Annotated in this window: 11 protein-coding genes; 1 reads left to right on the top strand and 10 read right to left on the bottom strand. The window is 62.1% G+C overall.

From position 1 onward, the window contains the following. Positions 1-108: 108 nt before the first annotated feature. The 6 genes from P3T42_RS00420 to P3T42_RS00395 all read right to left on the bottom strand — a co-directional run bounded on the left by P3T42_RS00420 (position 109) and on the right by P3T42_RS00395 (position 7,267). On the bottom strand, positions 109-1,299 hold the full coding sequence (locus tag P3T42_RS00420) for an NAD(P)H-dependent flavin oxidoreductase (protein WP_074301650.1): 1,191 nt from the start codon (positions 1,297-1,299) through the stop codon (positions 109-111). 198 nt (positions 1,300-1,497) lie between these two features. Beyond that, positions 1,498-1,830 carry a cytochrome o ubiquinol oxidase subunit IV gene (gene cyoD, locus P3T42_RS00415; protein ID WP_074299492.1) on the bottom strand — a complete coding sequence of 111 codons (333 nt, stop codon included), beginning with the start codon at positions 1,828-1,830 and terminating at the stop codon, positions 1,498-1,500. Then, positions 1,831-2,439, bottom strand: a complete 609-nt coding sequence (cyoC, locus tag P3T42_RS00410; RefSeq protein ID WP_429304854.1) for a cytochrome o ubiquinol oxidase subunit III — start codon at positions 2,437-2,439, stop codon at positions 1,831-1,833. Continuing rightward, positions 2,439-4,448, bottom strand: coding sequence for a cytochrome o ubiquinol oxidase subunit I (gene cyoB / locus P3T42_RS00405; RefSeq protein WP_429304853.1), 2,010 nt, complete (start codon positions 4,446-4,448; stop codon positions 2,439-2,441). The genes cyoC and cyoB overlap by 1 nt, the downstream gene beginning before the upstream one ends. 3 nt (positions 4,449-4,451) lie before the next feature. Beyond that, positions 4,452-5,345 carry a ubiquinol oxidase subunit II gene (cyoA, locus tag P3T42_RS00400; protein WP_429305239.1) on the bottom strand — a complete coding sequence of 298 codons (894 nt, stop codon included), beginning with the start codon at positions 5,343-5,345 and terminating at the stop codon, positions 4,452-4,454. Between the two features lie 329 nt (positions 5,346-5,674). Beyond that, complete coding sequence (locus P3T42_RS00395; RefSeq protein ID WP_074301651.1) at positions 5,675-7,267, bottom strand: ABC-F family ATPase; 1,593 nt, start codon at positions 7,265-7,267, stop codon at positions 5,675-5,677. A gap of 200 nt (positions 7,268-7,467) precedes the next feature. Here P3T42_RS00395 and P3T42_RS00390 point away from each other — a divergent pair, with 200 nt between their 5' ends. Then, positions 7,468-7,674, top strand: a complete 207-nt coding sequence (locus tag P3T42_RS00390; protein WP_074301652.1) for a dodecin — start codon at positions 7,468-7,470, stop codon at positions 7,672-7,674. A 94-nt stretch (positions 7,675-7,768) separates the two neighbouring features. Here the strand turns inward: P3T42_RS00390 and P3T42_RS00385 are convergent, their stop codons facing one another. The 4 genes from P3T42_RS00385 to P3T42_RS00370 form a co-directional block, all read right to left on the bottom strand. Further along, positions 7,769-8,863 carry a BMP family ABC transporter substrate-binding protein gene (locus P3T42_RS00385; protein ID WP_429304852.1) on the bottom strand — a complete coding sequence of 365 codons (1,095 nt, stop codon included), beginning with the start codon at positions 8,861-8,863 and terminating at the stop codon, positions 7,769-7,771. A 71-nt stretch (positions 8,864-8,934) separates the two neighbouring features. Next, positions 8,935-9,864, bottom strand: coding sequence for an ABC transporter permease (locus tag P3T42_RS00380; RefSeq protein ID WP_074299502.1), 930 nt, complete (start codon positions 9,862-9,864; stop codon positions 8,935-8,937). A gap of 18 nt (positions 9,865-9,882) precedes the next feature. Further along, a complete protein-coding gene (locus tag P3T42_RS00375; protein WP_429304851.1) occupies positions 9,883-11,001 on the bottom strand; it encodes an ABC transporter permease in 1,119 nt (372 codons plus the stop codon). 101 nt (positions 11,002-11,102) lie between these two features. Next, positions 11,103-12,716 (bottom strand): ABC transporter ATP-binding protein, encoded by a 1,614-nt coding sequence (locus P3T42_RS00370; protein WP_429304850.1) that lies wholly within the window; start codon positions 12,714-12,716, stop codon positions 11,103-11,105. Positions 12,717-12,748 lie beyond the last annotated feature (32 nt).

The raw sequence follows: 12,748 nt of genomic DNA, 5'->3' as shown, positions 1-12,748 counted from the left end.
ACTGCGGCCTTGAGGCCGTTTCTTGTCTTGTTCTTCACGTGGTTCCCCGGTCGTTGAAAGGTTCCCGTGGATTGTCGAAGGTCCGTGCACTCGCCGGCTTGACCCGCGTCAATCTAGCGAAAACGCCCATCGCCCTGCGACAGGAGGTCGCGTCACCCCGGTCAGCAACAGCTCGATCAGGTCGTGCACGCTGCGAATCGCACTGCCGAACGGCAAGGTCTCGCGGCCGCGGAAGAACAGCCCATTGGCGACATCGCCACGCAGCGCCGCGGCGAGCCGCGTGTCGATGCAGAAGTGGCCGAACTTTTCGATGCCGTCGCGCAAGCCGCACACGCTCAGGCATTCGAGCGCGGTGGGACACACGTTCTTTAGCGTGCCGATCTTGTCGCGGATGCGGGTTTCGTTGCGCAGATAGCGCGTGAGCCATGGCGTCTTGACAGCACGCGCCGGCAGTCCGGTGACGCTGACGAACTCGACGATGTCATCCGGGGTCGCGTCGGCCAGTACACGCTTGAAGTTCGGATGCGCGTCGCCCTCCTCCGTGACGGCGAAAGGCGTGCCGATCTGCACGCCGTTAGCGCCCGCTGTGAGCCAGCCCCGCACGGCGTCGTGGCTATTGATGCCGCCCGCGACGATCAGCGGCACATCCTGACGACTCAGGCCGAGCGAGGCAAAGACCGGCGCCAGTTCCTCGAGGACACGCGCAAAGTCGAAGCGGCCGTCGTTCATATCCGCGAGGTTCGTCACACCGAGGTGGCCGCCGGCATGAGCCGGATGTTCGATGACGATCGCGTCGGGCAAGCGCCCCTTCTTCATCCACTTCTTCAGCACGAGTGCGACGCCGCGGCTGTCGGAGAGAATCGGAATCAAGGCGATATCGTGGCCCTGAGTCATGTCGGGCAAGTCGAGCGGCAAGCCCGCACCCATCACGATCGCATCGGCACCGGTCTCGCAGGCCACGCGCACATAGTCCGCGTGCGCATTGACCGCCTTCATCACGTTGACGGCCAGCATGCCACGGCCTTCGCTCAAGGCGCGGGCCGACTGAATTTCGCGGGCCAGCGCGGTGAGATTGGCGCTTTCGAGCGTCGCGCGGTCCGGATGCGCCCGGCACCGTTCGACCAGATCCGCATGATGGTGACGCAGGTCGATACTGGCGATCGTGCCCAGTGCGCCCTCACGCGCCACGCTGCCGGCCAGCCGGTGCGCCGAAATGCCAACGCCCATGCCGCCCTGAACGATCGGCAAGAGTGCGCGGCCGCGAATGATCAGCGGTGCAAAGGAATGAGATGAGAACATGAGGCCCCGGGTCGACGAGATAAAACTGCCATACTCGCCAATGGGGCGGCGCGCGCATTGCGGCAGATCAAACAAAAGGAGCGTGTGCCGGTTCGGGCACACGCTCCTTTGTCCGGGGTCATGGGCGACGCACTGTCAGCAGCCGGCGAAGAAGACGCGTGGCGTCCTGTGGTCGCCTCAACCCAACGAGCACGACGCTTACCGCGACATCATGTTCATGCTGACGTTATGCATGACCCACATCGTGCCGCCGATCAGAACGATCGCGGCCACCGCCGTATAACACAGCGCCATCACGTTCCAGCGCTGACCGGACGACGTATTCAGATGCAGGAAGAACACCAGATGCACGACGATCTGCACGAACGCCAGCACAGCCAGCACCGCCATGGCTGACTGCGCGGGCAGCATGCCGCCCATCACCAGCCCAAACGCCGCGGCCGTCAGCAACACGGCGAGGACAAAACCGGCAACATAGCCGAACGCGCTGCCGTGCGCCTCTTCTTCATGAAGCGATTGCGTATGAGCCATTTAGAGCACGCTCCCAAGATAGACAAACGTAAACACACAGATCCACACGATATCCAGAAAGTGCCAGAAGAGACTCAGGCACGCGAGGCGTGTAATCTCGCGCTCCGACATTTCGGGCTTGATCACGATCTGCACGGCCAGTACGACCATCCAGATGAGTCCCACCGTTACGTGCAAGCCGTGCGTGCCGACCAGCGTGAAGAACGACGAGAGGAACGCGCTGCGGCTCGGCCCGGCGCCTTCGGCGATCAGGTGCGAAAACTCCTGCATTTCGAACCAGAGAAACGCGAGGCCCAGCACGAACGTAATGGCCAGCCAGCTCAGCACGACGCCCGACTTGCGCTTATGCGCGCCGAGCATGGCAAAGCCGTAGGTGATACTGCTCAGCAGCAGCACGGCCGTCTCCAGCGCGACACCGGGAATGTCGAACAGGTCCTTGCCCGACGGGCCGCCCGCGAACTGATGCGCCATCACGGCGAACACCGCGAATAGCGACGCAAACAGCACGCAGTCGGTCATCAGATAAAGCCAGAAGCCGAACACCGAGTGAGACGGTGCGTGTTCGCTGTGCCGCTCGCCTAATGCGGCGATATGAGTGCTGTGTGACATCAGTTGACCTCCGCAGCGGCGAACACGTCGCCCCGTTTCGCTTGACTTGCCCGGCCGTTGTTCTCTTCGGTCCGGCGCACCGTTTCGGCGGGGATGAAATAGCCGCTGTTGTCGCCGAAGCTGCGGCCGATCACCGTCGCCATGATGGCGACGAGCGCCGCCACTGCGAGCCATGTGATATGCCAGACCCCGGCAAAACCCACCAACAGGCTAAAGATGCCGATAAAGAAACCTGCGCTGGTGTTCGACGGCATATGAATGTCGCTGTACACCGTCTCCTTGCCGAGGCCTTGCGCCGTTTCCTTCATGTGCGTGAACGCGTCGAGCTCATGCACCACCGGGATGGTCGCGAAGTTGTAGACCGGTGGCGGCGACGACGTGGCCCATTCGAGCGTCCGACCGTCCCACGGATCGCCGTTGACGTCGCGATACTCAGGCAGTTGGCGATTGCGCACGGTGACAATCACCTGCAGCACCTGGCAGACCACGCCAAGCGCGATGAACACCACGCCGCATGCAGCGAAGATCAGCCACGGATGCCATGCCGGGTTGTCATAGTGGTTCAGGCGTCGCGTCATGCCCATGAAGCCGAGCACATAGAGCGGCATGAACGACACGTAAAAGCCGACGAACCAGAGCCAGAATGCGGCCTTGCCGAGTTTCTCGTTCAGCTTGATGCCGAAGACCTTTGGGAACCAGTAGTGAACGCCGGCCAGATACCCGAACACCACACCGCCGATGATGGCGTTATGGAAGTGGGCGATCAGGAACAGGCTGTTATGCAGCACGAAGTCCGCGCCGGGAATCGCCATCATCACGCCGGTCATGCCGCCGATCGTGAACGTGATCATGAAGCCGATCGTCCACAGCACCGGAGTGGTGAATTCGACGCGCCCACGATAGATCGTGAACAGCCAGTTGAATATCTTTACGCCGGTCGGAATGGCGATGACCATGGTCATAATGCCGAAAAACGCATTGACGTCCGCGCCGGAACCCATCGTGAAGAAGTGATGCAGCCAGACGAGGAACGCCAGCACTGTGATCACGCAGGTTGCATACACCATTGTGCGGTAGCCGAACAGCGGCTTCTTCGCGAACGTGGCGATCACTTCCGAATAGATGCCGAACGCAGGCAGAACCAGAATGTAGACCTCGGGGTGACCCCATGCCCAGATCAGGTTCAGGTACATCATGGCGTTGCCGCCGCCGTCGTTCGTAAAGAAGTGCATGCCGAGATAGCGGTCGAGGCCGAGCAGCGCGAGCGTCACCGTGAGAATCGGAAACGTCGCCATGATCAGGATGTTCGAGCACAGCGCCGTCCACGTGAACACCGGCATCTTCATCAGCGACATGCCCGGTGCGCGCATCCGGATAATGGTGACGAAGAAGTTGATGGCGGTGATCAGCGTGCCGACGCCCGACAACTGCAGGCTCCAGATGTAGTAGTCGACTCCCACGCCCGGACTGAACTGCAGCTCCGACAGCGGCGGATACGCAAGCCAGCCAACCTGCGCAAATTCACCGATCACGAGCGACAGGTTGATCAGGATCGCGCTGATCGCGGTCATCCAGAACGAGAGCGAGTTCAGGAACGGGAACGCCACGTCGCGTGCGCCGATCTGCAGCGGCACGATGAGGTTGAACAGGCCCACCATCAACGCCATCGCCATGAAGAAGATCATGATGACGCCGTGCGCCGTAAAGATCTGGTCGTAGTGATGCGGCGGCAGATAGCCCGGCGAATGAAAGGCCAGCGCCAGTTGCAGACGCATCATGACCGCATCGGCAAAGCCGCGCAGCAGCATCAGGACGGCCACCACGATGTACATCACGCCGATCTTCTTGTGATCGACGCTGGTGAGCCATTCGCTCCACAGCCATTTCCACTTGCCGAACCAGGTCAGCGCGCCCAGTGCAGCGAGGACGAGCACAGCCATCAAGGCGGCCGCGCCCATGATGATGGGCTGATCGAACGGAATCGCCGAAAGTGTCAGTTTTCCGAACATGTGTTACCCCTTCGTACCGCAATTGCTGTTCTGCAAATCGAGAACATTGCCGTTGTTGTACTTTGCAATGATGTTGTGGAACAGCTTCGGATCGACCGACGAGAAGTAGCGCACCGGCTCCCTCTCGCTCGGCTGCGCCACGGTGTTGTATGCGTTCATGTCGAGCCGGCCGGACGACGCCTTGACCTTGTCCACCCACGCGTTGAACTGCTCGGGGTTGGTGGCGAGCGCGCGGAACTTCATGTCCGAAAAACCCTTGCCGCTGAAGTTGGCCGAGACGCCGGCGTAGTCGCCTGCTTCGTCCGCCACGAGGTGCAACTGCGTTTGCATGCCCGCCATGGCGTAGATCTGGCTACCCAGTTGCGGGATGAAAAACGAGTTCATGACCGAGTCCGACGTGATCAGGAAATTAACAGGCGTCCCCACCGGGAAAGCCAGTTGATTGACCGACGCGATGCCGAGATCCGGGTAAATGAAGAGCCACTTCCAGTCGAGCGCCACCACTTCCACATTGATGGGCTTGACGGCCGACTGGATAGGCTTGTACGGATCGAGCTCGTGCGTGGTCTTCCATGTCAGCACCCCGAGACACAGGATGATGATGGACGGGACCGTCCAGATCACCACTTCGATCGCCGTGGAGTGCGCCCATTTCGGCGCGTACGTCGCGTGACGGTTGCTGGCGCGATAGCGCCAGGCAAACCACAGCGTCATCAGAATGACCGGGACGACGACGATGAGCATCGTGAACGTCGCGGTGCCGATCAGCGACTTCTCGGCTACGCCGATGCTCCCTTTCGGGTCGAGCACGTCGAGCTTGCTACACCCTGAGAGACACGCAGCCAGCACGGCCGCGGCGGGTATCCATACCCTGTTGTTGAGGACTCCCTTGTTCATCATATTTGCCTGCTTTTCATTGAGCTACCCCCGAATCAGCTGCACCTTTGCAACACGCAACCCACGCAGTTAATGCGTACGCCGCCGGATTCTACGAGTGAAGCCTCAGGTGAAATTTGATCCTGGCCAAGGAAAGCGCAGACGATGCGTCATATTTTGTGGACGCGGGAAGACGTCGTGCCAGGCGTTGGAGGGAGGCACTACGGGAAGAAAAGACGAGAGGGAGTTGAAGCGCGATCGAGAATCGCGTTGCTGCAAGATCCGCGTTGCACCCATCGGACAATCCGACGGATACAACGCGGCTACATCATCAAACGGACACCTGCGGCTTACTGCACACCCTGGCTCGCCAGGAAGTCCTCGTAATTGCCACCGAAGTCGTACAGCGTACCATCCGTGCGCACTTCAATAATCCGGTTCGCCAACCCGCTCACAAACTCCCGGTCGTGCGACACGAAGATCAGTGTGCCTTCGTACTTGTCGAGCGCGATCTGCAGCGACTCGATCGATTCCATGTCCATGTGGTTGGTCGGCTCGTCCATCAGCAGCACGTTGTGGCGGCCCAGCATCAGCTTGCCCCAGATCATGCGGCCCTTCTCGCCGCCGGAGAGCACCTTCACCGACTTGCGGATATCGTCCGCATTGAACAGCAGACGGCCCAGCGTGCCGCGCACCATCTGCTCGTCGTCGCCTTCCTGACGGTAGCCGTCAATCCAGTCCATCAACGTGACGTCGTCCGGAAACTCTTCGTACGTGTCCTGCGGCATGTAGCCGACATTCGCGTTCTCGGCCCACTTGACCGTGCCGTGGTCCGTCTTCACGCCGCCTTGCAGCGAACGCAGCAGCGTGGTCTTGCCGGCGCCGTTCTGGCCGATGATGGCGATGCGCTCGCCCGGCTGAACGCTGATGCTGAAGTTGCTGAAAATCGTGCGCTCGTACTTCTTCGTGATGGTGTCGGCCACCACCGCGATGTTGTGCAGCTTCTTCTCGTACTCGAAGCGGATGAACGGGTTCTGCCGCGACGAAGGCTTGAATTCCTCGATCTTGATCTTGTCGATCATCTTCAGACGGCTGGTAGCCTGACGCGCCTTCGACTTGTTGGCCGAGAAGCGGCGCACGAAGTCCTGCAGGTCGGCGACGCGTTCCTTCGCCTTGGCGTTGGCGTTCTGCTGGCGCTCGCGCGCTTGCGTGCTGGCCAGCATGTAGTCGTCGTAGTTGCCCGGATAGACCTTCAGCGTGCCGTAGTCCATGTCCGCCATGTGCGTGCAGACCTGGTTCAGGAAGTGTCGATCGTGCGAGATGATGATCATCGTCGAGTTGTACTGGTTGAGCATGTCTTCCAGCCAACGGATCGAGTTGATGTCCAGGTTGTTGGTCGGCTCGTCCAGCAGCAGCACGTCCGGCTTCGAGAACAGCGCCTGCGCAAGCAGCACGCGCAGCTTCCAGCCCGGCGCCACGTTGCTCATCGGGCCGTTGTGGTCTTCGATGGCAATGCCGATGCCGAGCAACAGTTCGCCGGCACGCGCTTCGGCCGTGTAGCCGTCGTACTCGGCGAACTTCGCTTCGAGTTCGGCGGCGTGCATGTAGTCGTCGTCGGTCGCGTCCGGGTTCGCGTAGATCGCATCGCGCTCGGTCATGGCGTTCCACATTTCAGTGTGACCCATCATCACGACGTCGAGCACGCGCACGTCTTCATACGCGAACTGGTCCTGGCGCAACTTGCCCAGGCGCACGTTCGGTTCGAGCATCACGTTGCCGGAGCTCGGTTCCAGATCGCTGCCCAGAATCTTCATGAAAGTGGATTTGCCGCAGCCATTCGCACCAATCAGGCCATAGCGGTTCCCTCCCCCGAATTTGACCGAGATGTTCTCGAAGAGGGGCTTGGGCCCGAATTGCATGGTGATATTTGCGGTAGACAGCACGGCGCGTCCTTTGAATGAATTTGCGGCGAACAACCTATCATTTTAGCAGGTTATCAAGATGGTAGTCCGCACCTAGGCCACACCTAGTCGTTTCCTCATCCCGCCATACCAGGCACGCGATGTGCGCCATGACCCGGCAGTGCGCATCGGGCGCGATTGCCTATACTTTTTTCACTAACCTGAAGAAGAAGGAGGAGAAGATGAAAGACCACGTCTACAAGCAGATCGAGTTGACCGGCTCATCGGCCAAGTCGAGCGACGATGCGATCCGCACCGCGATCGAAAAAGCGTCCAAGACGCTGCGCAATCTGCATTGGTTCGAAGTGACGGAAACGCGGGGCCAGATCGAAGACGACAAGGTCGTGCATTGGCAGGTGACCATCAAGGTCGGTCTGCGGATCGAGTAAGAAAAAAAGCTGCGCCCGCGAGGACGCAGCCCTTAAAAGCAGCGGCTGCTACGCCGCCGCCTGGTCGATCGTTCGGGTTATCCGGCGTCGGCCATCACTTCGGCAATGCGCCGTCCACCCCCTCCACATACCAGTTGATACGCTGCAGTTCCGGATCGGTCAGCGACTTGCCGGCCGGCACCTTCACCTCACCCGCCTGATCCTTGATCGGACCGGTGAACACGTCCCACTTGCCGCCCGCGATCTGCTCGCGCTTCGCCTCGACATCCTTCAGCGCATTGGCCGGAATCGCCGAGGTGTTCAGGTCGTCCAGGCCGACGGCCTTCTGCGGAATGCCCCACCACACCGGATCGTTCTTCCACTTGCCGTCCAGCACCTGCTGGATCACCGCGGTGTAATAGACGCCCCAGTTGCCCACCACCGAGCCCAGATGCGCATCAGGACCGAACTTCTTCATGTCCGAATCCCAGCCGAACGCATGCACGTGCTTTTCCGAAGCCGTCGCCAGGGTCGCGCTTGAATCGGTGTTCTGCAGCAGCACGTCGGCGCCCTGGCCGATCAGCGTTTCGGCCGCCTGCTTTTCCTTGCCCGGATCGAACCAGCTGTTGATCCAGATGACCTTGGTGTGGATCTTCGGATTCACCGAGCGCGCGCCGAGCGTGTACGCGTTGATGTTGCGGATCACTTCGGGAATCGGCACCGAAGCGACAAAGCCCAGCGTGTTGGTCTTCGTCACGTAGCCTGCGGCGACGCCGGCGAGATACGCGCCCTGATACATCCGCACGTCATAGGTGCCGAAGTTCGGCGCCTTCTTGTAGCCGGTTGCGTGCAGGAATACCGTGTCCGGGAAGTCCTTCGCGACCTTCAGTTCGAAATCCTGGTAGCCGAAGCTCGAGCCGATGATGATCTTGTTGCCCTTGTTGGCGAGATCGCGGAAGACGCGTTCCGAGTCGGCCGACTCAGGCACGTTCTCGATCCGCGTGATCCTGATCTTGCTGCCGAACTTCGCTTCGGCTTCCTTCGAACCCTGGTCGTGCGCGTAGGTCCAGCCGGCGTCCCCCGGGTTGCCGAGGTAGACAAACGCCACGCCCGGCACATCTGCAGCCTGCGCGGTTTGCGACAGCGTTACGCCAAGGCCGAGCGAAACGGCTCCCAGCGCCGCAGCGGTCAGCAGATTTCTTCTCTTCATGTTTTCTCCTGTCGTGTAATTGATTCGTTCAAACCGTGCGTTGAAACCGTTTAATTAGCGGGCCGAAGCGGCTAACCCGCCGCAAAGAAAGGCTTGCCGAGCGACGCCGGCGCGTTCAGGCGGATCGTATTCGGATTGCGCGAGATCAGCACCAGCACCACGATCGTCGCGACGTACGGCAGCATCGCGAGGAACTGCGTGGGCACCGGCACGCCGATCGCCTGCGCATAGAACTGCAGGCCGGTCACGGCGCCGAACAGCAGCGCGCCGATCAGCAAACGCCCCGGACGCCACGTGGAAAACACCACCAGCGCCAGCGCGATCCAGCCACGGCCCGAGGTGAGCTGTTCCTGCCACAGGTGCAGATTGACAATCGAGTAGTAGCCGCCGGCCAGACCCGCCATGCCGCCGCCGAACGCGACCGCGCCGTAGCGCACGCCGATCACCGGGAAGCCTACCGAGTGCGCCACCTGTGGCGACTCGCCGACCGAGCGCAGCACGAGGCCGGCGCGCGTGCGGTACAGAAACCAGCCCACTACGGCGAACATGATGAACGCGAGGTAGTCGAGCGGCGTCAGACTGAAAAACGCCGGCCCCAGCACGGGGATCTTCGAGAGCAACGGAATGGTCCACACGTCGATCGACGCGCGCACGGCCGCCGACGTATACGGCTTGCCGACATAAGCCGACAAGCCGATGCCGAAGATCGTCAGCGAAAGACCCGTGGCAACCTGATTGGCCAGCATGGTCAACGTGAGGAAGCCGAACAGCAGCGACATGGCGAGCCCGGCCACGATCGATGCCAGCACCCCGAGCCACGGGTCGCCGGTGACCGACGTGACCGCGTAACCACTGACGGCGCCCATCAGCATCATGCCTTCCACGCCGAGGTTTAGGACCCCCGATTTTTCGGTGACGAGTTCGCCCACGCCTGCAAACATCAGCGGAATCGCGGCGGTGACGGCGCTCGAGGTGAGCGCGCTAGCTTGTTGAATATCCATAAGACCGGTCGGGGAAAATCAGTGGGCTTCATTAGTCACATGAGCGGCCGTGGTACGGCGGCGCACGCGGTAGTTCACAAACAGGTCGGCGCCCAGCAGGCAGAACAGCAACAGCCCCTGGAACACGCCGGAGAGCGCCTGCGGCAACTGCATCGAGGTCTGCACCGCTTCACCGCCCAGGTACAGCAGCGCCATCAGGAGGCTCGCCAGCACAATACCGAGCGGATGCAGCCGGCCCACGAACACCACGATGATCGCCGTGAAGCCATAACCCGGCGACCAGGTCGCCTGCAACTGGCCGATCGGCCCCGAGATTTCCCCCATGCCGGCCAGACCCGCGAGACCGCCGCTGATCAGCAGCGAAGTCCAGATGGTCTTCTTGTCCGAGAAACCGGCGTAGCGTGCGGCGAGCGGCGCGAGACCACCCACGTTCATGCGAAAGCCCGCAAAGCTCTTGCGCATGAACAGCCAGACGAGCGGAATCGCCACCAGCGTGACGAAGATCGACGCATTCAGACGCGTGCCGCGCAGGAATTTCCAGTGCCAGTCGCCGGAAAACGTGGGGTAAAGCGCGTCGCCGCTGAACATCTCGGAGAGCGGGAAATTCATGCCCTGCGGATCGCGCCACGGACCGCTGACCAGATAGATCAGCAACTGCGCGGCGACGTAGGTGAGCATCAGGCTCGTCAGGATTTCATTGGTGTTGTAGCGGCTCTTCAGAAACGCAGGAATCGCCGCCCACACCATGCCACCGGCGACGCCGGCCAGCATCATGGCAGGCAGAATCCACCAGCCGCTTGCCTGGTCGAAATAGATCGCCACGCCGCTCGCGGCAATGCCGCCGAGCAGCATCTGTCCTTCGGCGCCGATGTTCCAGACGTTAGCCCGATAGCCGATGGCGAGGCCAAGTCCGATCAGGCACAACGGCGACGCCTTGAGCAGCAGTTCGGACCAGCCGTTCACATCGGACAGCGGTTCGATAAAGAAGGCATGCATCGCCTCCAGCGGGTCGCGGCCAACCAGGCCGAAAATCAGGAAACCGAGCGCGAGCGTGAGCAGCGCGGCGATCAGCGGGACGGCGAGCTGCATCGTGCGCGAGGGCGCGGTGCGGGCTTCGAGTCGGTACGGAAAGATCATGAGTCTGCGTGGTGCCGTAGGGTTATGCGTGAGCGTGAGGTTTCAGGTGTTCCATGGGGGCGATAACAGTGCGTCGTGAGCCATTCGCGGCGTAGGCACGCTCAGACATGCGCCGGTTCTTCAGGCGAAGGCGCCGCGCCCTCTTCCCGGCCGCCGAACAGGCCCGCCATCCATCGGCCGATCTCCTCGGCATTGGTGTCGCCCGTGACGCGCACCGGCGACAGCCGGCCGCGCGCGAGCACCGCGATGCGGTCGCAGATATCGAACAGTTCTTCGAGCTCTTCGGAGATCACCAGAATCGCGACGCCGCGCGCCGACAGATCCAGCAACTGCTGACGAATGAACGCGGCGGCGCCGACGTCGACGCCCCACGTGGGCTGCGCGACCACCAGCACCTTCGGCGCCTGCAGAATCTCGCGTCCGACGATGTACTTCTGCAGATTGCCGCCCGACAGGCTTTGCGCGAGCGCTTCGGTGCCGCCGCAGCGCACGTCGAACGCATCGATGCATTGCTTCGCGAAAGCGCGCATCACGCCGGCCTTGATCCAGCCGGTGTTCACCATCTTCTGCCGATACCCCGTCAGCAGCGCGTTTTCCGCGAGCGTCATGGCGGGCACCGCACCGCGCCCGAGACGCTCCTCCGGCACGAAGCCGAAGCCGAGCGAGCGGCGTCCACCGGCACTGAGCCGGCCTGCGGGCTTGCCGCAGATCGCGATCGCATCGGCACGCGCGCCGCGCTGCTCGCCGGACAGCGCCGACAGCAGTTCGGCCTGGCCGTTGCCCGACACGCCCGCGATGCCGAAGATCTCGCCCGCGTGCACGCTGAACGAGACGTCGTCGAGCGAGGTGCCGAACGGATCGTCGCTGGCCGCCGACAGATGCTTCACATCGAGCAGCACGTCACCCGGCGTATGTTTGCGGCGCGTGTAGTCGGGCAGCGAATGGCCGACCATCAATTGCGCGAGCGACGCGTGGGTTTCCTCGCGCGGCTTCACGTGACCGGTCACGCGGCCGCCGCGCATCACCGTGGCGGTGTCGCACAGCTCCTGGATTTCGTCGAGCTTATGGCTGATGTAGAGAATGCTGCAGCCTTCGGCAGCGAGGCGCCGCAGCGTTTCGAACAGCTTGCGGACCGCTTGCGGCGTGAGCACCGACGTCGGTTCGTCCATGATCAACAGACGCGGGTTCTGCAGCAGACAGCGCACGATCTCGACGCGCTGCCGCTCGCCCACCGTCAGGCTGTGCACGTGGCGCTGCGGGTCGATGTCGAGGCCGTAATCCGCCGACACCTCGCGGATGCGTTTGGCCAGCGCCTTCAGGTCGAACGGTTCGTCGAGCGCAAGGGCGATGTTCTCGCCCACCGTCAGCGTCTCGAACAGCGAGAAATGCTGGAACACCATGCCGATGCCGAGCTTGCGCGCGGCCGCCGGACTCGCGATCTCCACCGCTTGCCCTTCCCAACGGATCTCGCCGGCGTCCGGGCGCACCGCGCCGTAGATGATCTTCATCAGCGTGCTTTTGCCCGCGCCGTTTTCGCCGAGTACCGCATGGATTTCGCCGGGTGCGACGACCAGCGTCACGTCGTCGTTGGCCCGCACGGCCGGATATTGCTTGGTGATGCCCGCCAGCACGAGGCGCGGCACAGCAGCCGGGATAGCCGGACCGCCCGCAAGCTGCGCGGCGGCGTCGCCGTTATAAGAAGAAGAATCGCCCATGAGTTTCCGTAATACGCGTGTGACGGTCTGTT

Source organism: Paraburkholderia sp. GAS38, assembly GCF_050434965.1.
GTDB lineage: Bacteria > Pseudomonadota > Gammaproteobacteria > Burkholderiales > Burkholderiaceae > Paraburkholderia > Paraburkholderia phenazinium_A.
This window is presented reverse-complemented; position numbering and strand designations above follow the sequence as displayed.